Source organism: Pseudomonas sp. Rh2 (assembly GCF_040762985.1).
GTDB classification, from domain to species: domain Bacteria; phylum Pseudomonadota; class Gammaproteobacteria; order Pseudomonadales; family Pseudomonadaceae; genus Aquipseudomonas; species Aquipseudomonas taiwanensis.
The window spans coordinates 4,626,930-4,650,594 of record NZ_CP142890.1 but is presented as its reverse complement, the minus strand read 5'-3'; the positions used below and the strand labels follow the sequence as shown (position 1 = coordinate 4,650,594).

Sequence of the window (23,665 nt, the reverse complement as noted above, 5' to 3'; positions counted from 1 at the left end):
CGGTTCAAGGGTCAAGCTGCTGCGCAAGCTGTCGCGAAACAGGGCAGCCGCCGCAAGCGAATGATTGTGCAGGCGATGTGGGAGCCTTGCGTCGCGAAAGGGCCGCAAAGCGGCCCCCGCGATCACGTCATTGAAGCTTACTGCACCTGGCTCACCGCCCGCGGCGCCACCGGCTGGTTGTCGTTGGAGATGGTGACCTCTACCCGACGGTTCTGTGCACGCCCGGAGTTGCTGGCGTTGTCCGCAACCGGGTACTCCTTGCCATACCCTTGGGCAACGATGCGCGCCGGATCGACGCCAGCGCGCACCAGTGCCATGCGCACGGCATTTGCGCGCCGTTCCGACAGGCTCTGGTTGTAGCTGGCCGAACCGACGCTGTCGGTGTAACCCTCGACGATCACCTTGCGCTCCGGATTCTCCTGAAGGAACTGGGCCAGTTTGGTGACGTTCGGGTAGGCACTGCTCTTGAGCTCAGCCTTGTTGAAGTCGAACAGCACGTCGCCGAAGGTCACCAACGTGCCACGGTCGGTTTGCTTGGCGTTGAGGCTTTCCTGGAGCTTGGCGATCTGCGCGTCACGGGCATCGAGCTTGGCCTGGGCACGTTGCGCGGCGGCATTCTTCAGCTCGTTTTCAGCCGAGCGCAAGGCGATGGTCTGTTTGGCCACCTCCACACGCTGGTTGGTCAGGTAGGCCAACTGGTCGACCTTCTTGCTGTCTTCACGCTCCATGAACGCCTTGTCGGCCTTGTTCAGCCAGTCCTGGGCGTCCTTGGTTTCCAGGGCCGCCACTTTGCTCGACTGAGGGTCGCTTTGTAAAGAGGAGAAGTTGGTGCGGGCCGACTCCAGGTTCGGGTTCGGGTCGTGGGCGCACGCGGCGAGGCCGACGCTCAGGGCCAGCAGGGTGGGAATCATGATGGCATTGCGCATAGTGTTCTTCCTTTGATCAGTTGCGAAGGCTGGGATTGGCGTAGGCAGGCTCATTGAGCACTGCGCAGGCCTTCCTCACGCACGTCCTGAGCGCCCTGGCGGGCATCCTGTACGGCTTTCTGGGCCTTGGCGGCCTGGGCCTTGCGTTCGGCCACGCGAGCGTCCCACTCGGCCTGCTCGGCCAGGCGCTTGGCCTCGTCGTACTTTTTGTCGTGCATGGCGATTTCCGCCTGCTTGAATTTGTCCTGGGCGGCTTTCATTTCAACTGCGGCGAACTCGGTGCCCCCGGCGCTGACCGCCGAATTCACCGCGGACTGGGTGACGGCGTACTGCTCGGTGGGCGGTTTACCGGCGCATCCGGCCAGGATCAGGCTACCGCCAAGGGCTAGCGCGGCCAGCTTGATTCCACGCACAGGGGTGGATGAGGGGGAGCAGGTGCGGCGCTTCATAGTCAGTTCCATTGGATCACTCCTGTTTACGACGTTGTCCGTAGCAGTCCATCGCTTGTTCCCTGACACGACCGCGTGCTGGCGCCTCACAGTGCACAACCGCAAGTGTGCAGGGTTTTAGCGTGGTGGCTAATGGCTGTGACTTGGGCGTTTTTCGAATAGTTCAGAAAAAATCACCTGGCCCGCTCCTGCAGGCGAGGCAATGCAACTGCAGGAGCCGGCTTGCCGGCGAGAGAGGAGGGCAGGGAGAGGCCAGGGCCCGGAAGGTCAGTTCTTGCCGTCTTTGGCCAAGTCGCTGAGTGCGTGAAGATGATGGCGGGACAGTGCGAGGAAGCGTGGGGTCGGGCCTACGTCTTCGTACAGCGGGTCGCCTTGTTCGTCGGTGGAAATGACCCGCTGGCCCTTCACATAAGGGAGGCTGGCCTCCAGCTCCTCGAGTGCGGCGGCGACCAGCTCGCCGAGCAGTTCCTCGGCCGAGCGTTTGGGGTACATGTCGATCAGCGCAGCCAGACGCGCTTCGGACTCAAGGTCCAAGTGCAGTATGTGGGGCGTTGGGCTCAGGGCGCCTGCTGCATTCTGTTCCCAGTGCTGGACGAGTTCACGGATTTTCATGATCACCTCTTTCTATGCCTTGAAGGACGGCATTGCATCGGACGCTTTGCTCTAACTTTAGTTTGCTTTGCCCGATCGCGGCTTGCCATGGCAGCTCGGCTGTGGGCACTCTTGGTGCCTGTGCTGTTACCTGGGCGAGCGCGCGGGCGAGCCGCGCCAAAGAGAGGGCCAATGACTGATATCGATGTGCGCTTGCGTGAAGATGTCCATCTGTTGGGTGAGCTGCTTGGCGAGACCATTCGTCAGCAGCACGGCGAAGCGTTCTTGCAGAAGATCGAGGACATCCGCCACAGCGCCAAGGCCGATCGCCGCAGCGCTGGGGAGAAGTTGAGCTCGACCCTGGCGGACTTGGCCGACGAAGACCTGCTGCCTGTCGCCCGAGCGTTCAACCAGTTCCTCAACCTGGCCAACATGGCCGAGCAATATCAACTGATTCGACGCCGTGACGCTGACCAGCCAGAGCCGTTCGAGTCGCGCGTATTGCCAGAACTGCTGGCGCGCCTCAAGCAGGCAGGGCACAGCAACGATGCGCTGGCCCGGCAACTGGCCAAGCTGGATATCCAACTGGTGCTCACCGCTCACCCGACCGAGGTTGCCAGGCGTACGCTGATTCAGAAGTACGATGCCATCGCCGGGCAATTGGCCGCCCAGGACCATCGGGACCTTATCCCGGCTGAGCGTCAACAGGTACGCGAGCGCTTGCGCAGGTTGATCGCTGAGGCCTGGCACACCGAAGAAATACGCCGCAGCCGGCCTACGCCGGTGGATGAAGCCAAATGGGGCTTCGCGGTGATCGAACACTCCCTGTGGCAGGCCATTCCCAACCACTTGCGCAAAGTCGATAAAGCGCTGTTCGAGGCCACGGGCTTGCACTTGCCACTGGAGGCGGCGCCGATCCGTTTCGCGTCCTGGATGGGCGGCGACCGGGATGGCAACCCCAACGTCACGGCCAGCGTTACCCGGGAAGTCTTGCTACTGGCTCGCTGGATGGCCGCCGACCTGTTCCTGCGCGACATCGATACCTTGGCCGCCGAACTTTCCATGCAGCAGGCCAGCGCTGCACTGCGTGAACAGGTCGGCGACAGCGCCGAGCCATACCGGGCCTTGCTCAAGCAGTTGCGCGACCGCCTGCGGGCGACCCGAGCCTGGGCCCAGGCCTCGCTGGCCAGCCCGCAGCCGATGCCTGCCGAAGTGCTGGTGGACAACCGCGACCTGATCGCACCGCTGGAACTGTGCTACCAGTCCCTGCATGCGTGCGGCATGGGTGTGATCGCCGACGGTCCGCTGCTCGACAGCCTGCGTCGGGCAGTGACCTTCGGCCTGTTCCTCGGCCGCCTGGACGTGCGCCAGGATGCTGCCCGGCATCGCGATGCGCTGTCGGAAATCACCGACTACCTGGGTCTGGGCAGTTACGCCGAGTGGGATGAAGACCGGCGGATCGAGTTCCTCCAGACCGAACTGAAAAACCGCCGGCCGCTGCTGCCGGCGCATTTCAAGCCCCAGGCCGACACCGCCGAGGTATTGGCCACGTGTCGGGAAGTCGCGGCGGCGCCCGCAGCTTCCTTGGGTTCCTATGTCATCTCCATGGCGGGAGCCGCCTCGGATGTGCTGGCCGTGCAATTGCTGCTCAAGGAAGCTGGCCTGACCCGACCGATGCGTGTGGTGCCGCTGTTCGAGACCCTCGCCGACCTGGATAACGCCGGCCCGGTGATGGAGCGGCTGCTGGGCCTGCCGGGCTATCGCGCCAGCCTGCGCGGCCCGCAGGAAGTGATGATCGGCTATTCCGACTCGGCCAAGGACGCGGGCACTACCGCAGCGGCCTGGGCTCAGTATCGCGCTCAGGAGAACCTGGTGCGTATCTGCCAAGAGCATCAGGTGGAACTGTTGTTGTTCCATGGCCGCGGTGGCACCGTAGGCCGTGGCGGTGGCCCGGCCCACGCGGCGATTCTGTCGCAGCCGCCAGGCTCGGTGGCGGGGCGGTTCCGCACCACTGAACAAGGCGAGATGATCCGTTTCAAGTTCGGTTTGCCAGGCATCGCCGAGCAGAACCTCAACCTTTACCTGGCCGCCGTGCTGGAGGCCACCTTGTTGCCGCCTCCGCCCCCTGAGCCGGCATGGCGCGAGGTGATGGACCAGTTGGCGGCCGATGGCCTCAAGGCTTATCGCGGGGTGGTGCGAGAGAACCCCGATTTCGTCGAATATTTCCGTCAGTCGACGCCAGAGCAGGAGCTGGGGCGCCTGCCGCTGGGCAGTCGCCCGGCCAAGCGCCGCGCCGGCGGTATAGAGAGCTTGCGCGCCATTCCGTGGATCTTCGGTTGGACCCAGACCCGCCTGATGCTGCCTGCCTGGCTGGGGTGGGAGACCGCGCTGACCAATGCCTTGAGCCGTGGCCAGGGCCCGCTGCTGGCGCAGATGCGCGAGCAATGGCCGTTCTTCCGCACCCGTATCGACATGCTGGAGATGGTGTTGGCCAAGGCCGACGCGCAAATTGCCGAGGCCTACGACGAACGTCTAGTGCAACCGCACCTGCTTCCTTTAGGTGCGCACCTGCGCGACCTATTGTCGCAGTCATGCCGGGTCGTACTGGGTTTGACCGGGCAACCGGTGCTACTGGCACACAGCCCCGAGACCCTGGAATTCATCAGCCTGCGCAATACCTACCTGGACCCGCTGCACCGCCTTCAGGCGGAGTTGCTGGCCCGATCGCGCAGCCGTGAAGCCGCTCTGGACAGCCCGTTGGAGCAGGCCTTGCTAGTGACTGTGGCGGGTATCGCCGCGGGCTTGCGCAACACCGGTTGAGGTCTGCAAGCGGCCGTCATGCCCGGGTTACGCCAAGGGGGCATGGCCGGGTGAGGAGGGTGGTTGCGCCGAGCGCAACCGCCTCTTGGGCAGGTCGTACATGGCGCAATCCTGAAACTTTGGGACGCTTGTCTGGCTGCCGGGCGCTGTGTATCTTGAGCAGCCTTTTGACCGATTTCTGGTCAATACCCGATTTTCCGGACTTGGCCCTGGTCGCCGAATCCATTGAATTGCATAGAAAAATATGAGGAGCACAAGATGCGCGTAATTCTGCTGGGAGCTCCCGGGGCCGGTAAAGGTACTCAGGCAAAGTTCATCACCGAGAAGTTCGGTATTCCACAGATCTCCACCGGTGACATGCTGCGTGCCGCCGTCAAGGCCGGTACCCCGCTGGGCCTGGAGCTCAAGAAAGTCATGGATGCCGGCCAGCTGGTCTCCGACGAGCTGATCATCAGCCTGGTCAAGGAGCGCATCGCCCAGCCTGATTGCGCCAAGGGCTGCCTGTTCGACGGTTTCCCGCGCACCATCCCGCAGGCTGAAGCCATGGTTGCCGCCGGTGTCGATATCGACGCCGTGGTTGAAATCGCCGTGGACGACGAAGAAATCGTTGGCCGCATGGCCGGTCGCCGCGTGCACCTGGCTTCGGGCCGCACCTACCACATTCAGTACAACCCGCCGAAAGTGGAAGGCAAGGACGACGTCACTGGCGAAGACCTGATCCAGCGCGACGACGACAAGGAAGAAACCGTGCGTCACCGCCTGTCGGTCTACCACAGCCAGACCAAGCCGCTGGTGGACTTCTACCAGAAGCTGTCGGCCGCCCACAACGGCAAGCCGAAGTACAGCCACATCGAAGGCGTTGGTTCGGTCGAGTCGATCACCGCCAAGGTGCTGGCAGCCCTGAGCTGATCCATCACCGTGCGTCACGACGGCCCGCTTGCGGGCCGTTGTCGTTTATACTGCCGCTCTTTTTCCCCGTTGCCTGGAAACCTGTTCGATGACCACCTTGCTGGCCCTGGATACCGCCACCGAAGCCTGTTCCGTTGCATTGCTGCATGACGGCAAGGTCACCAGCCACTATGAAGTCATCCCCCGCATGCACGCGCAGAAACTGCTGCCGATGATCAAGCAGTTGCTGGCTGAGTCAGGCGTTGCGCTCAATGCTCTGGATGCCATCGCCTTCGGTCGCGGTCCAGGTGCCTTCACCGGTGTGCGCATCGCCATTGGCGTCGTGCAGGGCCTTGCATTTGCCCTGGAGCGCCCGGTATTGCCGGTCTCCAACCTGGCCGCATTGGCCCAGGGCGCTCTGCGCGAGCGCCGTGTGCAGCAAGTGGCAGCCGCCATCGATGCGCGCATGGACGAAGTGTACTGGGGTTGCTACCAGGCCGAGGCCGGCGAAATGCGCCTGGTTGGCCAGGAAGCGGTACTGCCGCCAGAGCGCGTGAGCTTGCCTGAGGGGAGCCGTGGCGAATGGTTCGGCGCAGGTACCGGGTGGGGCTACGCCGAGCGCCTGGCCGTACCGGTCAGCGCCAGCGACGCAGGCGCATTGCCCCATGCATTGGATATTCTCAGCCTTGCCGGTTACGCCTGGGCGCGTGGCGAGGCCATCGCCGCCGAGCAGGCGCAACCGGTCTACTTGCGCGATAATGTGGCTACGCCAAAGGCACGTTGACGGTCGTTCGTCGGTTATCGCGGTTGTCGATAAACCTTTTGTGCGAACTGTGGTCCAGTTATCACTCGAGCATTAGCGATGGATCCCTGATGCTGCTAAATTGCCATCATTGGTCCTGAGTGCTCACTCCATGCGTATCGACGGTTTCTCATCGCAGTCCTATCCGATCAAGCGTGCACCGCGCAAGGCTCCGGTACGCGATGAATCTGTCGACGATGCCGAAGTGATCGAGGAGGCCGTTGACGAGCAGGCGGCCGCACCTCGACGCAATGGCGGCTTGCCCGCCCGTCAACAAGACCTGATCTTCCCCCGTGCCCGAGACCGCCGAACCGCCACTGCGCTGGCCAGTTACCTCAGCACCGCCGGTTTTACCGATTGGGACATGGAAGTACTTGGGCTCGACCTGTACATTTGAGGGATGACGCCCTCACCCCTGCCTTATTTTCTCGGTTGTCCGTCCTGGAGCGAAAACGCCTGGCGCGACTACCTGTATCCCGCCGATGCCAGCAGCGCTGAAATGCTTGGCTACTACAGCCAAGTGTTCAACGCCGTCGAAGGCAACACCACGTTCTATGCTCGCCCTGCGCCCAGCACCCTTGCCCGCTGGGCGCAGGTCATGCCTGAGCACTTTCGTTTCACCGCCAAGTTTCCCAGGGATATCAGCCACGAGGGTGACCTGCGTGACCAGCTCGAGCCTGCCTTGGATTTCACCCGCCTGATGGCTCCGCTGGGCCAGCGCGTATCGCCGTACTGGCTGCAGTTACCAGCCCAGTTCAGCCCCGCGCGGTTGGGCGAGCTGTGCTATTTCCTCGACGAGATTGGCGTACCGGTAGCTGTCGAGGTGCGCAACCTGGCGTTCTTCGCCAAGGGCGAGGAGGAACGGCTGCTCAACCGGCTGTTGCACGAACGTAGTGTCGAGCGCATCTGCCTCGATCCCCGTGCGCTGTTCAGCTGCAACTCCCGTGACCTTGCCGTACTGCACGCGCAGTCGAAAAAGCCCAAGGTGCCGCCACGCCCTGCTGCCTTCAGCCAGCACCCGCAGGTGCGTTTCATCGGCCATCCCCAGCTTGAGGCCAACGAAACGTTCCTTACCCCTTGGGTGGACAAGGTCGCGGTGTGGATCGAGCAAGGGCGCATGCCTTATGTGTTCCTGCACACCTCCGACAATCGCTTGGCCGCGGCGCTGGCGCAACGGTTTCACCAACGGCTGATGGCGCGCCTGCCCGGCCTGCCCGCCTTGCCGGAATTGCCGCGCGCCCCCGAGGTCGAACAACTGGGGCTACTCTGATCACTCGCCGACCCCGGAGGTTATGACCATGGATGTACAGACCCTACGAGCCGAGGCCTTCAAGGCACTGCACGAGCGTGACGGCGCCTTCGTCATCCCTAACCCGTGGGATGCTGGATCCGCCAAGCTGCTGGCCAGCCTTGGCTTCGAGGCATTGGCCACTACCAGTGCGGGCCTGGCCTTCAGCCTGGGGCGACCGGATGCCGAAGGCGCCTTGAGCCTGGATGAGACGCTGGACAACGCCGGTGTGATCGTCGATGCGACGCCTTTGCCGGTGGCCGCCGACTTGGAAAACGGCTTCGGCGATCTGCCCGAGCAGTGTGCCCAGACTATCCTGCGTGCCGCCGAAACAGGTTTGGTCGGTGGTTCGATCGAGGATGCCACTGGCCATGCCGATGCGCCGATCTACGACTTCGAGCTGGCTGTGGCGCGGGTGCGCGCCGCGGTGCAGGCTGCCCGCAGCCTGCCATTCCCCTTCACCCTGTGCGCCCGGGCGGAAAACCTGCTGCACGGGCGCCTGGATCTGGATGACACCGTCCGGCGTCTGCAGGCCTTTGCCGAGGCGGGAGCCGATGTGCTCTATGCGCCGGGACTGCGCACTGTCGATGAAGTGCGTGCCGTGGTACAGGCGGTGGCGCCGAAGCCAGTCAATGTGCTGATGGGGCTGGCGGGTGTGCCGCTGAGCGTCAATCAGCTGCAGGACTTGGGCGTGCGTCGCATCAGCGTTGGCTCGTCACTGGCCCGCGCGGCGCTGGGCGCATTGCAGCGCGCAGCGCTGGAGATTCGCGAGCAAGGCACTTTCAGCTACGGCGAGCAGGCCTTGTCGTTCGCCCAGCTCAACGACCTGTTCCGCCGCTGAGGCGCCATGCGCGCATTGGGGCTGCTGTGCGGCTTGCTGCTGTTGGCGGCGGGCCTCGCCTGGCAGTACGGCTGGCGCCTGCCTGATGCCTGGAACCCCTGGGCTGCGCTGGATGTGCGTCAACCGCCGAACCTGCTGACAGCCTATAAGTTGTCACGCCTGCGCAACGACACCCGCTTATGCCGCCAAGCGCTGGAGATCTCTGGCTTGCGCTACCGGGCGCAAGCCGACAGCCCGGCGTCGGCCAAATGCCCGCTACAGAACGTGTGGCGCATCGAGCAAGGACAAGCCCACCTGAGCAGTAGTTTCCTTGCCAGCTGCCCGTTGGCGGTGGCTTACGCGCTGTTCGAGCGCCATGGGCTGCAACCGGCTGCGCAGCGGGTGTTCGGCCAGTCGGTGGTTCGAGTGGAGCACCTTGGCAGCTTCGCTTGCCGCAATGTCTACAACCGCGAACAGGGCCGCCTGAGCCAGCATGCGACGGCCAATGCCCTGGATATCAGCGGTTTTCGCCTACAGGACGGCCAGCGCATCCTGCTGGCGCGAGACTGGCAGGCGGGCGGGCAGAAGAGGGCGTTCCTGGGTCTGGTGCGACAAGCGGCGTGTGACAGTTTCAACACGGTGCTCGGGCCAGACTACAACGCTGCCCACCACAACCACTTTCATCTCGATATGGGGCGCTGGCAGATCTGCCGTTGATTTCAGGCCTGGGCGCGAACGTTGTTCAGCACCACCGGGCGCGCCCAGTGGATATCGAATTCCAGGTCGTTCTGCTGCTGGGCCATGGTTGCATCGTCGTACGGGGTCGGCGCAGGGTCGAGCAGGTCCATCTCGAACTCGGCGATCGGCAGGTGCAGCGGGCGCGGCGAGGGCGCAGGGCCTGGCGCTGGGAGAGGGTGGCCCTGGCTCATGACGATAGGGCGCAGCCAGTTGTTGCTGACGTCGAGCTGGCGCTGCTGCTGGATCATTTCGGCGACGCTGAAAGGCTCCGGAGCCGGCTCCAGCAAATGGGCCTCAAGCTCTGCCTTGGGGAGGAACAGCGGCTCGGGCGGCGCGACGATGGTGTCCTGCACCGGGCAGGCGCGCTGGGTTTCGATCAGCGCCAGGGCCTTGGCCCCGCCAATCGGCTCACCGCTGTCTTTGTCGTACTGCACCAACGCCTGGCTGACGCTGTCGGGCTCTTCGGCCTGCTGTTCGGCCATCGCGCGGGCGAAGAAGTCCTGCCACAGGTGGCTGACGCCTCCGAGTGCCTGGGTATTCTGTCGACCGTAGTTGCCGACAGGCGACAGGTAGGTCAAGCCGATGGGAAGAGTATCTGACATGGCAGTCGCGCGCGTTGTGCTCTGGCAGAATAGCGGGATATTGCCTGTATCGGCCGAAGGTGCCGATTCATTAAGGGCTTGGTTTGATTTTTTAGGTGTGGACGATGCAAGAGCAAGGTGCGGGGATCAGGGTCGAAGCGATGTCGGTTGAATATGCGGAGCAGGCCGTGGCGTGGGCCGAGCGCCTGGGGCTGCCGCTGTCTGACGATGGCGCAGGCTTTGCCGTGCAGGTGGGCGCCGATGGCTTGCAGATCCAGCAGTTGGGCGCGCAGGCGCCAGGGCCGGTGCGGGTGGATTTCGTGGAAGGCCAGGCCGCGCACCGGCGCCTGTTCGGCGGTGGCAACGGGCAAATGATCGCCAAGGCCGTGGGCATTGCCCAGGGTGTGCGCCCGCAGGTGCTCGACTGCACGGCGGGTCTGGGCAAGGATGCGTTCGTGCTGGCCAGCCTGGGTTGCCAGATGACGCTGATCGAGCGCCAGCCGCTGATTGCCGCATTGCTGGAGGATGGCCTGGCACGGGCTCGCGCGGATGAAGAAGTGGGGCCGATTGTCGGGCGCATGCGCTTGCTGACCGGTAATGCCATCGAGCACATGCGCGCCTGGGAGGGCGAGCCGCCACAAGTAATCTACCTCGACCCGATGTTCCCGCACCGGGACAAGAGCGCGCTGGTGAAGAAGGAAATGCGCGTGTTCCGGCCGTTGGTGGGTGACGATCTGGATGCGCCGGCATTGTTGGAAGCGGCCCTTGCGCTGGCGAGCCACCGGGTGGTGGTGAAGCGACCGCGCAAGGCGCCAATCATCGAGGGGCCGAAGCCGAGCCATAGCCTTGAGGGCAAGTCGAGCCGGTATGATATTTATCCGAAGAAGGCGTTGAAACCTTGAGTCTGTGCACCGGGAGCGTTGATTAGCCGTTATAACCCGCGTAGTGCTCGCAGTTTTGCAAGCATGCGGTCTAAATCATTCTCAATTACCCTATTTGGGGGGCGGGGAGCGCTAGCGAGGGCTCTGCTTTCGAATTGTTCCATGGTGAGCCACCCCAGAGCTTTTGGTTTCGATGCATTGGGCGTGCTTTGAGTTGTGGGAAGCCCCTTGGTCAGTAGATCTTGGGTCAGTGACTGAGTTACCGAGGGGTCGTAGTAACTTGTCTTCCCCTCAACTGTCCATGGCGCCAACGAGTCGTACTTGTGACGTTGCGCGTTAAGTCGTCTTTTCTCCATGGCGGCAAGGGTGCCACCTTTGTTTGAGTTTTTGCGCTCACGCTTAGTCAGAGATGTACCCAGCGAACGGTATTCTCTTTCAGAGAAATCGGCGTTGGCAGAGTCCAGTCGTGGTGAAAGCTTTTTGTAAGCGTAGCCCCCCATTAGTTTTTTAACGATGTGCCCAGGAGTTTGGCCTGTTGGGTCTACTTTGTTTATCGGATCATCAGCGCAATAGGCGTATGCATTCATACCCCCATTTCCAAACGGGGATATCGCGTCAGGGCTCATAAAACGCATCAGCATCGTACTGTAGTGGCGATGGCCGTTACCGAGAGGATAACTAATGCTCCCTGTTAGCCAGGGTTGCCCAGTAAATCGAGATACCAGTGGACTGACTGGGGGATTGTTGTCATGGCCATACGGGCTATAGGCGGTGGGATTGATGTTTTCTAATCGACTGATTAGTGTTGATTGTTGTAAGTCGGTGGCCAGTAGGTGCGCTTGAGATTTTGCGCATGCTATCTCGCATATGTTATTACTATTGGCACTGATAATGACGTAAGGAGTGCCGTCGACCTGTACGGTGGAGAGTGTGCCGCCTTTATAAAATAGCTTCTGTTTTCTTTGAGTCACGGGAACTATTCTCCGCTCAAATGTGAAGCAAGTGTGGCCGGAAGATGGAGGGGCGTGTACTGGCAAAAATGCTAGTTCATTAGTTAATAGCAATGCCATAGACTGCAACTTTAGTTTTGTGGCCCTTTGGGGAGTGGCCGTGTGGCGAGAAAGGGGCCACAAGGGCCCGCGTATGACTCAGGGCTTGAACGCCCGCAAGAACACCCCCACCACCTCCCGCACGTGAGCCTCGGCCTCTTCACCTTCCAGCGGCCCCGCACACCCCAGCAGCAGCCGATAATCCGGTGCGCCTTTCACCAGGCAAAAGAAGTGCTCCGCCGCCCGCAGCGGGTTGTCGATGCGCAGCAGCCCGCGTTCATGCGCCCCGCGCAGCAGCGCTTCCATCCCCGCCAGCACACGCTTGGGCCCGGCTTCGTAGAAATACTCGCCGAAACTCGGGTCCAGGCTGCCCTGGGCCATGATCAGGCGGCTGAGCTTGACCGCTTCGTCACTGCTGATCAGTGCCTGGAAGCCACGGGCAATGTTCAGTAGCACCTCTTCCACGGGCACACCTTCAGGGTACTCGAACAACAGGTCGGGCAGTTGGATCTGGCAGGTGGCCATTACCGCAGAGCAGAACAGCGTCTGCTTGTCCTGGAAATGGCTGTAGACCGTGAGTTTTGAAACACCTGCCGCCGCAGCGACCGCATCCATGCTGGTGTTGGCATAGCCAAGGCTGAGGAACAGCGACTTGGCCGCTTCGAGGATGGCCTCGCGCTTGGCCAGGTCCTTCGGCCGGCCCGGGCCAATGGTTGCGTCGTTGGGCATTGGAGTCCGCATCTGGTGGAAAAGTCGACCATCTTACCGGTTCGGACGGCATCCGGCTGCAAGGTCAGACCAATCGTTAATGTTGATTTTCTTTCCAGCACCCGCTTCCCGGCGCGGGTGGCCTGATTTAATATACTCGTCAGTATAAATATTCGATGTGCACTTCGCGAAAGGATTCATCATGTTGCGTCATGCCTTGTCCCTCGCCTTGCCCGCCGTCGCCGCGTTGTTGTTGGCGGCGTGTGGCCAGGAAGCCGCTTCACCAGCCGCGCCTCGTCCGGCTCTGGTGGTGCAACCGCAACCCGCGCAAGCCGCTGCCGACAGCTTCCCCGGCGAAGTGCGTGCACGCCTGGAGCCCGAGCTGGCGTTTCGTATCGGCGGCAAGGTCAGCAAACGTTTGGTCGAGGAAGGGCAGCGGGTCAAGGCCGACCAGCCGCTGGCCGAACTCGACCCACAGGACGTGCGCCTGCAACTGGAAGCCAACCGTGCCCAGTTGGCGGCAGCCGAGGCCAACCTGTCGCTGGTCCGAGCCGAACGTGATCGTTACCAGAAGCTGCTGGACCGGCAGATGGTCAGCCATTCCCAGTACGACAATGCCGAAAACCTCTATCGGGCTGGTCTGGCGCGGCTCAAGCAGGCCAAGGCCCAGTTCGAGGTGGCGGGTAACCAGGCCGAGTACGCGGTACTGCGCGCGCCACAGGCAGGAGTGATCGCCAAACGCCAAGTTGAGGTTGGCCAGGTGGTAGCAGCCGGCCAGACGGTGTTCACCCTCGCCGCCGACGGTGAGCGTGAAGTGGCCATCGGCCTGCCGGAGCAACAGTTTGCCCGCTTCAGCGTGGGGCAAAGCGTGAGCATCGAGCTGTGGTCGCACCCCAATCAACGGTTCGAAGGACGCATTCGTGAGTTGTCACCCGCCGCCGATCCGCGCTCGCGTACCTTCGCGGCACGTATTGCGTTCGCCTCCTCGCAAACACCGGCCGAGCTGGGTCAGAGTGCCCGGGTGTTCATCGCCCACGACGGTCTGATCCCGTTGTCGGTGCCCCTCTCGGCAGTGACGGCAGAGAACGGCCAGGCCTATGTCTGGCGGGTTACCCAGGACAGCCGACTGGAACGGGCTGCCGTGCGTCTTGGGGCTTACGGCAGTGACACTGTGCCAGTGCTCGAAGGCCTCAACCCTGGCGACTGGGTGGTCGCCGCCGGCGGCCATGTGCTGCGCGAAGGGCAGGAGGTGCGGCCTGTGGATCGCACCAACCGTGTGGTGAACCTGACGGCCAAGGAGTAAGTCCCGATGGGTTTCAACCTTTCCGCATGGGCGCTGCGTAACCGCCAGATCGTGCTGTTCCTGATGATATTGTTGGCCGCCATTGGTGCCATGTCCTACACCAAGCTGGGGCAGAGCGAGGACCCACCGTTCACCTTCAAGGCCATGGTCATCCGCACCCTCTGGCCCGGCGCCACGGCCGAGGAAGTATCGCGGCAGGTCACCGAGCGCATCGAGAAAAAGCTCATGGAAACCGGTGAGTACGAGCGGATCGTCTCGTTCTCCCGCCCTGGCGAGTCCCAGGTGACCTTCATGGCCCGTGACGCGTTGCACTCCAAGGACATCCCCGAGCTGTGGTACCAGATCCGCAAGAAAGTCGCGGACATCCGCCACACCTTGCCGCCCGAAATTCAAGGGCCGTTCTTCAACGATGAATTCGGCACGACCTTCGGCAATATCTACGCGCTCACCGGCAAAGGCTTTGATTACGCCGTGCTCAAGGATTACGCCGACCGTATCCAGATCCAGCTGCAGCGGGTGAAGGATGTGGGCAAGGTCGAGTTGATCGGCCTGCAGGACGAGAAAATCTGGATCGAACTGTCCAACCTCAAGCTGGCGACCCTCGGTGTGCCGCTGGAGGCCGTGCAGCAAGCTCTGCGCGAGCAGAACGCGGTCAGCACGGCTGGCTTCTTCGAAACCCCTAGCGAGCGCTTGCAACTGCGGGTGAGCGGGCGTTTCGACAGTGTCGACCAGATTCGTCAGTTCCCTATTCGAGTGGGGGATCGCACCTTCCGTATCGGTGATGTCGCCGATGTGCACCGTGGCTTCAACGACCCGCCCGCGCCGCGCATGCGCTTCATGGGCGAGGATGCCATTGGCCTGGCGGTATCGATGAAGGACGGGGGCGATATCCTGGTGTTGGGCAAGGCGCTTGAGGGCGAATTCGAGCGCCTGGCTCGAGGCCTGCCGGCCGGCATGGAGCTGCGCAAGGTTTCGGACCAACCGGCGGCGGTAAAGGCTGGGGTCGGCGAGTTCGTGCAGGTGCTGGTGGAAGCCCTGGCCATCGTGCTGCTGGTAAGTTTCTTCTCCCTGGGCCTGCGCACCGGCCTGGTGGTGGCCCTGGCCATTCCACTGGTGTTGGCAATGACCTTCGCCGCGATGCACTACTTCGGCATCGGCCTGCACAAGATCTCGCTCGGCGCACTGGTGCTGGCCCTGGGCCTGCTGGTCGATGACGCCATCATTGCCGTGGAGATGATGGCGATCAAGATGGAGCAGGGCTATGACCGGCTCAAGGCGGCCAGTTACGCCTGGAGCAGCACGGCATTCCCGATGCTCACCGGGACCCTGATCACCGCTGCAGGTTTCCTGCCGATTGCCACGGCGGCCTCCAGCACCGGCGAATATACCCGTTCGATCTTCCAGGTGGTGACCATTGCCCTGCTGACCTCATGGGTGGCGGCCGTGGTGTTCGTGCCCTACCTGGGTGAACGGCTGCTGCCAGACCTGGCCAAACTGCATGCCGCACGGCACGGCAAGGACGGCCACGCGCCAGACCCCTACGCCACACCTTTCTACCAACGGGTACGGCGCGTGGTGGAGTGGTGCGTGCGGCGTCGCAAGACGGTGATCCTGCTGACCATCGCCGCTTTCGTCGGCAGCATCCTGCTGTTCCGCTTCGTTCCCCAGCAGTTCTTCCCAGCCTCGGGTCGTCCCGAGCTCATGGTCGACCTGAAGCTGGCCGAAGGCGCGTCGTTGAGCAATACCGCCGAGCGGGTCAAGCAACTGGAAGCGCTGCTCAGGCAGCAGGACGGCATCGACAACTACGTGGCATACGTGGGCACCGGCTCGCCACGCTTCTACCTGCCACTGGACCAGCAGTTGCCCGCCGCCAGCTTTGCCCAGTTCGTGGTGCTGGCCAAGTCGATGGAGGACCGCGAGCGCCTGCGCAGTTGGCTGATCGCCACCATGGACCAGCAGTTCCCCGACCTGCGCGCCCGTGTCACGCGCCTGGAAAATGGTCCGCCCGTGGGCTATCCGGTGCAGTTCAGGGTCACCGGCGAGCACATCGAGAAGGCCCGCGCCCTGGCCCGCGAGGTGGCCGAAAAAGTGCGTGAGAACCCTCATGTGGTGAACGTGCACCTGGACTGGGAGGAGCCGAGCAAGGCGGTGTTCCTGGAAATCGATCAGGATCGTGCGCGAGCCCTCGGCGTGAGCACCTCGCATCTGTCGAGCTTCCTGCAAAGCTCGCTCACCGGCACTTCGGTGAGCCAGTACCGTGAAGACAACGAGCTGATCGAGATCCTGCTGCGCGGTACCCCGCAGGAACGCAGCCAGTTGGGCAACCTCGGCAGCCTGGCGTTACCCACCGACAACGGCCAGAGCGTTGCGCTCTCGCAGGTCGCGACCCTGGAGTATGGTTTCGAGGAAGGCATCATCTGGCACCGCAACCGCCTGCCGACCGTCACCGTGCGTGCGGACATCTACGACAACGAACAACCGGCAACGCTGGTGCGGCAGATCGAGCCGACCTTGAAAGACATCAGGGCCAAGCTGCCGGACGGCTATTTGCTGGAGGTTGGCGGTACGGTGGAGGACTCCGAGCGCGGTCAGAAGTCGGTGAACGCCGGCATGCCGTTGTTCATCGTGGTGGTGTTGAGCTTGCTGATGATCCAGTTACGCAGCTTCTCGCGCACGGTGATGGTATTCCTCACCGCGCCGTTGGGGCTGATTGGCGTGACCTTGTTCCTGTTGGTGTTCCGCCAGCCGTTTGGCTTCGTCGCCATGCTCGGCACCATTGCCCTGGCAGGGATGATCATGCGCAACTCGGTAATCCTGGTGGACCAGATCGAACAGGACATCGCGGCGGGTATGGAGCGTTGGCAAGCGATCATCGAGGCCACGGTACGACGGTTCCGGCCCATCGTGCTGACTGCGTTGGCGGCGGTACTGGCAATGATTCCGCTGTCGCGCAGCGTGTTCTACGGACCGATGGCGGTGGCGATCATGGGGGGGTTGATCGTTGCGACCGTTTTGACGCTGCTGTTCCTGCCGGCGTTGTATGCGGCTTGGTTCAGGGTGAAGAAGGGCTGAGGAGCGTGAGGAGGGCGTTGCCCTCCTTTCGCCGGCAAGCTGGCACCTACGCACGCGGTTGTAGGGGCCGACTTGCGCGATCAGGCCTCAGAGGGCGCCGAACACCTTCTTGGCCAGGCTGGTAGCGGCCTCGGCCGGGTTCTGGCGAATGCTCTGCTCTTGCTTGCCAATCATTTCGAACAGGCCATCCAGTGCCTTCTCGGTCACGTAGTTCTCGATGCTTGCGCTCTTGGCATCGACCACGCCCAACGCCACGGCTTGGCCGGCGAAGTTGTTGTACTGCTGGGCCAGGCCAACCTTGTCGGTCGCCTGCTTGACGATCGGCAGGAACTTGGCGCGAATCTGTTCGCGGCTGCTCTTGTTCAGGTACTGGGTCGCCGAATCGTCACCCCCGCTGAGGATGCCCTTGGCGTCCGTCACGCTCATGTTCTTCACCGCATCGACCAGAATCGCCTGGGCTTGCGGCACGGCAGCTTCAGCGGCTTTGTTCATGCTGTTTTCCAGGGCTTCGACCTGTTCACCCTTGCCGAACATTTTCATCGCCTTGGCAGCCTTGCCCAGGTTGCCCGGCAGTTCGATGCGCACATCCGGGTTGTTGCTGAACCCGCCTGGGGTGCTCAGTTGCTTGACGGCGAGTTGGGCGCCCTGGGTCAGGGCATCTTTCAGACCGCCAGTGGCGTCTTTCTGGCTCAGGTCGCCGAGCGACAGGGCCAGGGCGCTGGCCGACAGCAGCAGGCCGGCGCACAGGGTAGTGAAGCGCAGGGAGGCGCGAATCATGAGTATTTCCTTATCAACGAAAATGTACAGGCTCAGCGAACCGGATCGACCTTGATGCGTACCGGCTGCTGGTCACTGCCATCGAGTTTAACGCCGTGGTGTTCGGTGTTGATGAACAACAGTTTGCCGTTCAGTTCGATGCGGGCGCTGACCGCGTAACGGTGGCTGGGCTTGACGTGGGCCGGGTCATAGCTGAGACGGAACGGCAGCGGCACGTTGCCTTTGACCGGCCCGGCCTGGCTGGCCAGGGTGACCGCTGGAGCGTCCATCAAAGAAACGTCCTGCAGGCTCACGCTCAAGGTGGCTGTCGGTGGCAGGGCCATGCGCTGCAAGTAGAAGACTTCGCCCTCCAGGCTGGCCTGGTTGGACGGGGTGTGGCTGGAGCAGGCTGCGAGCAGGGATGCGCAACACAGCATAAAGAGTTTTTTCATGGAATCTCCGGTGTCCTTGGAGCTGGCTTGTGGCCAACCCCAGGGACTGTAGCGGATTTTCACTCCCCGCGAAGCCTTCAGGGCTGCGAAGTTTCCAAGGGATCGTCACGGTGCAGGGCCACCTGCCGTATCGACAAGCGCAACTCCGCCGACAGCACTCGCTTGGCCACGCCCTCGGCTAGCTCGCCCAGTTTGTCGTGGTAGCCCAGCTTGCCGTTGCCATCGGGGCGCAGCACATTCTGCTCGACCAGCGTCTGGATGAAATGGCGGAACAGGGTCTTGTCGAAGAACTCCGGGGCGTTCAGGCCATGCAGGATCGACAGTCGCTGGGCCATCATCACGCTGAGGTCTTCCAGTTCTTCAGCACTCAGGGTGTTCTGCCCGCTGTTGAGCAGCAGCGAGGTGGCCATGTAGAAGCGCTGCAGGGTCTGGGTGATGGTTCGGGCGAGCAGGGTCAGCAGGACGAATTGACGCGAGCTCGGTGCCGGGCGCATGTACAGGTCGTTCTCCTGGCGCAGCAGGCCCTGTGCGACCAGCGCTGCAAGCCATTGGTCGATCACCTCGTCCAGTTGCTCTGGCGTCCAGCGCAGGAACAGTTCGGCCTGCAGGTACGGATACAGCGCATGCACGTACTGACCAAGCAGCTCGCGGCTCATGCGCGAGCTGCTGAGGAAGAAGCTCGCCAGCAGTGCTGGCAGGGCGAAGATGTGCAGGACGTTGTTGCGGTAATAGGTCATCAGTACCGCGTTGGCTTCATCCAGGTAGAGGATTCGGCCCAGGGCATCCTTCTGCTCGGACAGCAGGTCCATGCGCCTGACGTGTTCGATCAGTGCCAAGCCATCGCCCTCGGGCAACGTGGTATGAGGCGAGTAGGGCACCTGACGCAGCAGGGCCAGGTACAGGTCGAGGACACGGCTCAGCGCCCGTTCGTCCAAGGCGAGGCGGCTGGTGGACAGCAGCGCCAGCGCCACCAGGTTGACCGGGTTGACCGCCGCCGCCTCGTTCAGGTGCCGGGCCACGGTCTCACCCAGGCGTGTGGTGGCTTCGTTGAGCCAGGTTGGGCGAAATTGTGGGGCCAGCTGCTGGTCGCGCCAGCCGGGTTGCTGCTGGTCGAGGAAGCCTGCCAGGCGGATCGGCTCGCCGAAGTTGACGTAGACCTGACCAAAGCGCTGCTTCAGCGCCCCCAGGACCTTGAAGATGTCGAAGATCGACTCTTTCTTCTTGCTCGCCCCCCTCAGCTCGCCCAGGTAGGTGCGGCCTTCGAGCACGCGCTCGTAACCGATGTACACCGGCACGAAAACGATTGGCGTACGCGACGAGCGCAGGAAGCTGCGCAGGGTGATGGCCAGCATCCCCGTGCGTGGCTGCAGCATCCGACCGGTGCGCGACCTGCCACCCTCGACGAAGTACTCCACCGGGAAGCCCTTGGTGAACAGGGTGTGCAGGTACTCGTTGAAAACCGCCGTGTACAGCGGGTTGCCCTTGAAGGTGCGGCGCATGAAGAACGCCCCGCCACGGCGCAGCAAGCCGCCGATGACCGGCATGTTGAGGTTGATCCCGGCGGCGATGTGAGGCGGCGTCAGGCCGTTGCGGAACAACAGGTAGGACAGCAGCAGGTAGTCGATATGGCTGCGGTGGCAAGGGACGTAGATCACCTCGTGGCCGGGGGCGATGCCCTGCACCTGCTCGATATGGTTGACCTTGATGCCGTCGTAGATCTTGTTCCAGAACCAGCTGAGCACCACTTCCAGGAAGCGGATGGCGGTGTAGGTGTAGTCCGAGGCGATCTCATTGCCATAGCGCAGCGCCTGGGCTTCGGCCTTGGCATACGGGATATTCTGTCGTTCGGCTTCGTCAGTGATCGCCTGGCGCACCAGGGGGTCGTGAACCAGGCCTTTGACCAGGTTGCGTCGGTGCGACAGATCGGGGCCGATGACCGCGGTCTTGAGGTTGCGAAAGTGCACGCGCATCAAGCGTTGGGCCATGCGCACGGTTCGCTCGTGCCCTTTGTTGTGCTGTACCAGTTCGCGCAGGTGAATGGGGGCGGAGAACTGCACACGGGTCTTGCGGCCCAGAATGAGGATGGTCAGCAGTCGGCGCAGGCGGCCGGTGACAGCCCAACTGTCGGCGAACAGCAATTTCCAGGGGCTGGATTCGCTGGCAGGCGTCTGCCCCCAGAAGACGCTGACCGGGATGATCTGGGCATCCTCCTCGGCATGTTGGCTCACGGCCGCCACCAGGCGCTCCAGTGTCGGTGGGGCGCCACGCTTGTCGTGGCGCCCCAGCCAGTCCGGGTCGGGCGTGAGGTAGAAGAAGGCGGCAGGTTCGTGCAGGGTGCCCACGGCCACGGGCAGTACCGGGCGTGGCAGCCCTGCTTTGGTGCATTCGCGGTCGACCACGGCCAGGTCGGTGAGCGATGGCGAAGGCAGGGCGTAGAACACCGGGCGACTGCGGTCGAGCTTGAGGGTCAAGGACGACTGGTTGATGGTCTCGGAGCGCACCCACAGGTAAAGCACGCGGCGCAGGGCACCGAAGATCAGGCGGCGCAGGGGAGAACGGGTCATGGGGTGTGAGCCTTGGGTGTGAATTTCAATGAATTTCCAGCCAGTTAGTCTGCCGTATATGCGCAAGTTCAGCAAAATACGGTAATTGGCAGGGCAGTCATGAAATTTTTTTGTTCTGTGTCATATACTCGGCCTGCCACTTGCAGGATATTTCGGCAAGCGGCGTCGGCACAGGTCCGTGACCCTGTGCCTACAAGGCGATCTTCACAATAAAAATCCGGAGTAGTTCAGATGTCGTCTCGTGAGACTGGGAATGTAAAGTGGTTCAACGATGCCAAGGGCTATGGCTTCATTCAGCGCGAAGGTGGTGCGGATGTCTTCGTCCACTATCGGGCGATCCGCGGTGAGGGGCATCGTACCCTGGTCGAAGGTCAGCGGGTGGAATACGCCTGCGTGCAGGGCCAGAAAGGCCTGCAGGCCGAGGACGTAGTCGGGCTCTGAGCCCCGGGTTGTAGGAGTCGGCTAGCCGGCGATCACCCACGAAGCTGGGATCGGGTGCTTCGGCGTCCGCGTCGTCGGCCAGTCGGCTCCTACCAGGTAAACGCTCAGGTACGCCAGGTGATTTCTTCTTCACCGTCGGCGCTGATGCGGACCCAGCGGTCGGCATCTTCTTCACCGTCTTCCTCGACCCAGCCACCTGGCGCACAGCGCACTTCCACGCCCAGCGCGGCGAATGCGGCGCGGGCGCAGGCGACGTCATCCTCCCATGGCGTCTGGTCGCTTTCCAGGTAAAGGCTGTTCCATTTCCCTACAGCCTTGGGTAACCAAGTGACTGGAATGTTACCGGCCTTGCATTTGAAGGTCTGGCCTTTCTGTTGCCACTCACTGCAAGAGCCGATCGCCTCGGCGAGCCATTGGGCAATTCGCTGGTGGTCGACGTCGGCGTCCTTGAGGTAGATCTCGATATCAGGTTGGCGCATGGGGGCTCCGGATGTGCTCAGTCTTGGCGCACGAAATAGTCATATCGCATGGAAACCGTCACCTCGAACGGCTCGGGCTGTTCGATCACCCGCGCTCGTCTTTCGGCGCTGGCACGCCAGCCATGCGGGGTCATGGCCAGCAGGTCGGCGCGGGCCTTGGGTTCGACCAGGCTCAGGCGGAATTCAAGGACCTCGTTATGGGCGTGAACCATGCCTTCCGGTACCAGGGCCAGATGCTTGTCGTCGGCGTAAGGGCGTACTTCATCGTAGAGCACTTCCCGCAGCTCCATCAGGTGACCGCTGGTTGGACCGACCCGCATCAGGCCGCCGCCTGGGCCTAGCAGGCGCTTGGCCTCGGCCCACTCCAGCGGGCTGAACACGCTGGCGATGAACTGGCAGCTGGCGTCCGCCAGCGGCACACGGGCCATGCTGGCGACCATCCAGGTGACCGACGGCTCACGGCGGCAGGCGCGCTTGACGGCCTCGCGGGAGATGTCCAGGGCATAGCCGTCGGCCGATGGCAGTGCCTGGGCGATCTGCGCGGTGTAATAGCCTTCGCCGCAGCCGATGTCCAGCCAGGCACCGGGTTGGCGCTCGGCGGCCAGCTCGGCCAGGCGCCGGGCCACCGGGGCGTAGTGCCCGGCTTCGAGGAAGTCGCGGCGCGCCTCGACCATGGCCTGGTTGTCGCCGGGGTCGCGGCTGTTCTTGTGCTGCACCGGCAGCAGGTTGAGGTAACCCTGGCGCGCGCGATCGAAACGGTGCCCCGCAGGGCACACGACGCCATTGTCGAGCCGCGTCAGGGCCGCCTGGCAGAGAGGGCAGGCAAGCATCAGGCGAGCAACCGGACGAGGGTCTGGTAGTAGATCTCGGTCAGCAGGTCGAGGTCGCTGGCCAGGATCCGCTCGTCCACCTGGTGGATGGTGGCATTCACCGGGCCCAGTTCGACCACCTGGGTACCCATGGTGGCGATGAAGCGACCGTCCGAGGTGCCGCCGCTGGTGGACGGCTGGGTTTCGCGGCCGGTAACGTCTTTGATGCTGGCCGACACGGCATCGAGCAGGTCGCCTGGCTCGGTGAGGAAGGGCAGGCCAGACAACGCCCAGTCGATCGTCCAGTCCAGCTCGTGCTTGTCGAGGATGGCCGAGACCCGCGCTTGCAGGCCTTCGACGGTCGATTCGGTGGAGAAGCGGAAGTTGAACAGGGCGGTCAGCTCGCCCGGCACGACGTTGGTGGCGCCAGTGCCGGAGTTGAGGTTGGAAATCTGGAAGCTGGTAGGTGGGAAGAATGCGTTGCCCTCGTCCCAATGCTCGGCGGCCAGTTCCGCCAGGGCAGGTGCCGCCAGGTGGATCGGGTTGCGTGCCAGGTGTGGGTAGGCCACATGGCCCTGCTTACCGCGCACGGTCAGCTTGGCGCCGAGCGAGCCACGACGGCCATTCTTGACCACGTCGCCGAGCAGGGTGGTGCTCGACGGTTCGCCGACGATGCACCAGTCCAGGCGCTCGTTGCGCGCCTTCAGGCGCTCCACCACGGCCTTGGTGCCGTGATGGGCCGGGCCTTCTTCGTCGCTGGTGATCAGGAAGGCGACCTTGCCACGGTGGTCGGGGTAGTCGCGCACGAAGCGCTCGCTGGCCACCACCATGGAGGCCAGGCTGCCTTTCATGTCGGCGGCGCCGCGTCCGCAGAGCATGCCATCGGCATCGATCAGGGCCTCGAAGGGCTCATGCTGCCATTGCTGTACCGGGCCGGTGGGGACCACATCGGTGTGGCCGGCGAAGCACAGCACCGGACCGTCCTGGGTACCGTGGGTGGCCCAGAAGTTGTCGACGTCCTCGATGCGCATCGGCTCGAGCTGGAAGCCGACGGCGCCCAGACGATTCATCATCTGCGCCTGGCAGTCAGCGTCGACGGGGGTGACCGAGGGGCGACGGATCAGGTCGCAGGCCAGTTGAAGGGTAGGCGAGAGCTCGGCTGGGGCCGTCATGGGGGACTCCGGGGCAAGGCAAGGCGAGAAAACGAGGGGCGTTATCTTATATCAAACAAGGTGTGTCGGCACGGGG

23 protein-coding genes are annotated in these 23,665 nt (G+C 63.0%); 11 read left to right on the top strand and 12 right to left on the bottom strand.

Annotated elements, in window-relative coordinates; all coding sequences use genetic code 11:
• Positions 1-137: 137 nt before the first annotated feature.
• From VXM67_RS21245 to VXM67_RS21235, 3 genes are all read right to left on the bottom strand, one after another.
• Complete coding sequence (locus VXM67_RS21245) at positions 138-926, bottom strand: OmpA family protein (RefSeq protein ID WP_023382005.1); 789 nt, start codon at positions 924-926, stop codon at positions 138-140.
• A gap of 50 nt (positions 927-976) precedes the next feature.
• A complete protein-coding gene (locus VXM67_RS21240; protein WP_023382004.1) occupies positions 977-1,387 on the bottom strand; it encodes a DUF4398 domain-containing protein in 411 nt (136 codons plus the stop codon).
• A 255-nt stretch (positions 1,388-1,642) separates the two neighbouring features.
• A complete protein-coding gene (locus VXM67_RS21235; protein WP_023382003.1) occupies positions 1,643-1,987 on the bottom strand; it encodes a hypothetical protein in 345 nt (114 codons plus the stop codon).
• A 171-nt stretch (positions 1,988-2,158) separates the two neighbouring features.
• On the opposite strand from VXM67_RS21235, the gene ppc reads away from it, so the two are divergent.
• The 7 genes from ppc to VXM67_RS21200 all read left to right on the top strand — a co-directional run bounded on the left by ppc (position 2,159) and on the right by VXM67_RS21200 (position 9,301).
• Positions 2,159-4,786 carry a phosphoenolpyruvate carboxylase gene (gene ppc, locus VXM67_RS21230; protein ID WP_023382002.1) on the top strand — a complete coding sequence of 876 codons (2,628 nt, stop codon included), beginning with the start codon at positions 2,159-2,161 and terminating at the stop codon, positions 4,784-4,786.
• A gap of 258 nt (positions 4,787-5,044) precedes the next feature.
• Positions 5,045-5,695 (top strand): adenylate kinase, encoded by a 651-nt coding sequence (adk, locus tag VXM67_RS21225; protein ID WP_023382001.1) that lies wholly within the window; start codon positions 5,045-5,047, stop codon positions 5,693-5,695.
• A gap of 88 nt (positions 5,696-5,783) precedes the next feature.
• Positions 5,784-6,458 (top strand): tRNA (adenosine(37)-N6)-threonylcarbamoyltransferase complex dimerization subunit type 1 TsaB, encoded by a 675-nt coding sequence (gene tsaB, locus VXM67_RS21220; RefSeq protein ID WP_027906538.1) that lies wholly within the window; start codon positions 5,784-5,786, stop codon positions 6,456-6,458.
• A gap of 130 nt (positions 6,459-6,588) precedes the next feature.
• Positions 6,589-6,873 carry a hypothetical protein gene (locus VXM67_RS21215; protein ID WP_023381999.1) on the top strand — a complete coding sequence of 95 codons (285 nt, stop codon included), beginning with the start codon at positions 6,589-6,591 and terminating at the stop codon, positions 6,871-6,873.
• Between the two features lie 3 nt (positions 6,874-6,876).
• Positions 6,877-7,746, top strand: coding sequence for a DUF72 domain-containing protein (locus tag VXM67_RS21210; protein ID WP_367237360.1), 870 nt, complete (start codon positions 6,877-6,879; stop codon positions 7,744-7,746).
• A 28-nt stretch (positions 7,747-7,774) separates the two neighbouring features.
• Positions 7,775-8,605, top strand: a complete 831-nt coding sequence (locus VXM67_RS21205) for an oxaloacetate decarboxylase (RefSeq protein ID WP_023381997.1) — start codon at positions 7,775-7,777, stop codon at positions 8,603-8,605.
• Positions 8,606-8,611: 6 nt separating this feature from the next.
• The gene (locus VXM67_RS21200; protein WP_367237359.1) at positions 8,612-9,301 is read left to right on the top strand and encodes an extensin family protein; all 690 of its coding nucleotides are present in this window, start codon (positions 8,612-8,614) and stop codon (positions 9,299-9,301) included.
• Positions 9,302-9,303: 2 nt separating this feature from the next.
• Here VXM67_RS21200 and VXM67_RS21195 read toward each other — a convergent pair whose 3' ends face one another.
• Positions 9,304-9,924 (bottom strand): energy transducer TonB, encoded by a 621-nt coding sequence (locus VXM67_RS21195; RefSeq protein ID WP_104881348.1) that lies wholly within the window; start codon positions 9,922-9,924, stop codon positions 9,304-9,306.
• Positions 9,925-10,028: 104 nt separating this feature from the next.
• Between VXM67_RS21195 and VXM67_RS21190 the strand changes: the two genes are divergently transcribed.
• On the top strand, positions 10,029-10,805 hold the full coding sequence (locus VXM67_RS21190; RefSeq protein ID WP_367237358.1) for a class I SAM-dependent methyltransferase: 777 nt from the start codon (positions 10,029-10,031) through the stop codon (positions 10,803-10,805).
• 29 nt (positions 10,806-10,834) lie between these two features.
• Here the strand turns inward: VXM67_RS21190 and VXM67_RS21185 are convergent, their stop codons facing one another.
• Positions 10,835-11,755, bottom strand: a complete 921-nt coding sequence (locus tag VXM67_RS21185; protein ID WP_367237357.1) for an RHS repeat-associated core domain-containing protein — start codon at positions 11,753-11,755, stop codon at positions 10,835-10,837.
• Positions 11,756-11,932: 177 nt separating this feature from the next.
• Complete coding sequence (locus VXM67_RS21180) at positions 11,933-12,574, bottom strand: TetR/AcrR family transcriptional regulator (protein ID WP_023381993.1); 642 nt, start codon at positions 12,572-12,574, stop codon at positions 11,933-11,935.
• A 169-nt stretch (positions 12,575-12,743) separates the two neighbouring features.
• Here VXM67_RS21180 and VXM67_RS21175 point away from each other — a divergent pair, with 169 nt between their 5' ends.
• Positions 12,744-13,844 carry an efflux RND transporter periplasmic adaptor subunit gene (locus VXM67_RS21175; RefSeq protein ID WP_023381992.1) on the top strand — a complete coding sequence of 367 codons (1,101 nt, stop codon included), beginning with the start codon at positions 12,744-12,746 and terminating at the stop codon, positions 13,842-13,844.
• A gap of 6 nt (positions 13,845-13,850) precedes the next feature.
• Complete coding sequence (locus VXM67_RS21170; RefSeq protein WP_023381991.1) at positions 13,851-16,916, top strand: efflux RND transporter permease subunit; 3,066 nt, start codon at positions 13,851-13,853, stop codon at positions 16,914-16,916.
• 87 nt (positions 16,917-17,003) lie between these two features.
• On the opposite strand, the gene VXM67_RS21165 is transcribed toward VXM67_RS21170, so the two are convergent.
• The 3 genes from VXM67_RS21165 to plsB form a co-directional block, all read right to left on the bottom strand.
• Positions 17,004-17,693 (bottom strand): DUF4197 domain-containing protein, encoded by a 690-nt coding sequence (locus tag VXM67_RS21165; RefSeq protein ID WP_023381990.1) that lies wholly within the window; start codon positions 17,691-17,693, stop codon positions 17,004-17,006.
• Positions 17,694-17,725: 32 nt separating this feature from the next.
• On the bottom strand, positions 17,726-18,124 hold the full coding sequence (locus tag VXM67_RS21160) for a YbaY family lipoprotein (RefSeq protein ID WP_367237356.1): 399 nt from the start codon (positions 18,122-18,124) through the stop codon (positions 17,726-17,728).
• A gap of 77 nt (positions 18,125-18,201) precedes the next feature.
• Positions 18,202-20,688 carry a glycerol-3-phosphate 1-O-acyltransferase PlsB gene (gene plsB, locus VXM67_RS21155; protein ID WP_023381988.1) on the bottom strand — a complete coding sequence of 829 codons (2,487 nt, stop codon included), beginning with the start codon at positions 20,686-20,688 and terminating at the stop codon, positions 18,202-18,204.
• A 231-nt stretch (positions 20,689-20,919) separates the two neighbouring features.
• Here plsB and VXM67_RS21150 point away from each other — a divergent pair, with 231 nt between their 5' ends.
• Positions 20,920-21,129 carry a cold-shock protein gene (locus VXM67_RS21150; protein ID WP_003252255.1) on the top strand — a complete coding sequence of 70 codons (210 nt, stop codon included), beginning with the start codon at positions 20,920-20,922 and terminating at the stop codon, positions 21,127-21,129.
• A gap of 104 nt (positions 21,130-21,233) precedes the next feature.
• Here VXM67_RS21150 and VXM67_RS21145 read toward each other — a convergent pair whose 3' ends face one another.
• From VXM67_RS21145 to dapE, 3 genes are read right to left on the bottom strand one after another with little or no spacing between them, the layout of a single operon-like run.
• Positions 21,234-21,608 carry a hypothetical protein gene (locus tag VXM67_RS21145; protein WP_027906533.1) on the bottom strand — a complete coding sequence of 125 codons (375 nt, stop codon included), beginning with the start codon at positions 21,606-21,608 and terminating at the stop codon, positions 21,234-21,236.
• A gap of 17 nt (positions 21,609-21,625) precedes the next feature.
• On the bottom strand, positions 21,626-22,438 hold the full coding sequence (locus VXM67_RS21140; RefSeq protein ID WP_023381986.1) for a putative RNA methyltransferase: 813 nt from the start codon (positions 22,436-22,438) through the stop codon (positions 21,626-21,628).
• A complete protein-coding gene (gene dapE / locus VXM67_RS21135; RefSeq protein WP_023381985.1) occupies positions 22,438-23,589 on the bottom strand; it encodes a succinyl-diaminopimelate desuccinylase in 1,152 nt (383 codons plus the stop codon). Before dapE ends, VXM67_RS21140 begins: the two co-directional genes overlap by 1 nt.
• Positions 23,590-23,665 lie beyond the last annotated feature (76 nt).

Bases quoted from the DNA above. Each gene is read 5' to 3' on its own strand.
- VXM67_RS21165 (WP_023381990.1), bottom strand. From the start codon at position 17,693: ATGATTCGCGCCTCCCTGCGCTTCACTACCCTGTGCGCCGGCCTGCTG.
- VXM67_RS21180 (WP_023381993.1), bottom strand. From the start codon at position 12,574: ATGCGGACTCCAATGCCCAACGACGCAACCATTGGCCCGGGCCGGCCG.
- VXM67_RS21140 (WP_023381986.1), bottom strand. From the start codon at position 22,438: ATGCTTGCCTGCCCTCTCTGCCAGGCGGCCCTGACGCGGCTCGACAAT.
- plsB (WP_023381988.1), bottom strand. From the start codon at position 20,688: ATGACCCGTTCTCCCCTGCGCCGCCTGATCTTCGGTGCCCTGCGCCGC.
- tsaB (WP_027906538.1), top strand. From the start codon at position 5,784: ATGACCACCTTGCTGGCCCTGGATACCGCCACCGAAGCCTGTTCCGTT.
- VXM67_RS21210 (WP_367237360.1), top strand. From the start codon at position 6,877: ATGACGCCCTCACCCCTGCCTTATTTTCTCGGTTGTCCGTCCTGGAGC.
- VXM67_RS21200 (WP_367237359.1), top strand. From the start codon at position 8,612: ATGCGCGCATTGGGGCTGCTGTGCGGCTTGCTGCTGTTGGCGGCGGGC.
- ppc (WP_023382002.1), top strand. From the start codon at position 2,159: ATGACTGATATCGATGTGCGCTTGCGTGAAGATGTCCATCTGTTGGGT.
- VXM67_RS21205 (WP_023381997.1), top strand. From the start codon at position 7,775: ATGGATGTACAGACCCTACGAGCCGAGGCCTTCAAGGCACTGCACGAG.
- VXM67_RS21190 (WP_367237358.1), top strand. From the start codon at position 10,029: ATGCAAGAGCAAGGTGCGGGGATCAGGGTCGAAGCGATGTCGGTTGAA.
- VXM67_RS21160 (WP_367237356.1), bottom strand. From the start codon at position 18,124: ATGAAAAAACTCTTTATGCTGTGTTGCGCATCCCTGCTCGCAGCCTGC.
- VXM67_RS21195 (WP_104881348.1), bottom strand. From the start codon at position 9,924: ATGTCAGATACTCTTCCCATCGGCTTGACCTACCTGTCGCCTGTCGGC.
- VXM67_RS21245 (WP_023382005.1), bottom strand. From the start codon at position 926: ATGCGCAATGCCATCATGATTCCCACCCTGCTGGCCCTGAGCGTCGGC.
- VXM67_RS21240 (WP_023382004.1), bottom strand. From the start codon at position 1,387: ATGGAACTGACTATGAAGCGCCGCACCTGCTCCCCCTCATCCACCCCT.
- VXM67_RS21175 (WP_023381992.1), top strand. From the start codon at position 12,744: ATGTTGCGTCATGCCTTGTCCCTCGCCTTGCCCGCCGTCGCCGCGTTG.
- VXM67_RS21145 (WP_027906533.1), bottom strand. From the start codon at position 21,608: ATGCGCCAACCTGATATCGAGATCTACCTCAAGGACGCCGACGTCGAC.
- VXM67_RS21215 (WP_023381999.1), top strand. From the start codon at position 6,589: ATGCGTATCGACGGTTTCTCATCGCAGTCCTATCCGATCAAGCGTGCA.
- adk (WP_023382001.1), top strand. From the start codon at position 5,045: ATGCGCGTAATTCTGCTGGGAGCTCCCGGGGCCGGTAAAGGTACTCAG.
- VXM67_RS21170 (WP_023381991.1), top strand. From the start codon at position 13,851: ATGGGTTTCAACCTTTCCGCATGGGCGCTGCGTAACCGCCAGATCGTG.
- VXM67_RS21235 (WP_023382003.1), bottom strand. From the start codon at position 1,987: ATGAAAATCCGTGAACTCGTCCAGCACTGGGAACAGAATGCAGCAGGC.
- dapE (WP_023381985.1), bottom strand. From the start codon at position 23,589: ATGACGGCCCCAGCCGAGCTCTCGCCTACCCTTCAACTGGCCTGCGAC.
- VXM67_RS21150 (WP_003252255.1), top strand. From the start codon at position 20,920: ATGTCGTCTCGTGAGACTGGGAATGTAAAGTGGTTCAACGATGCCAAG.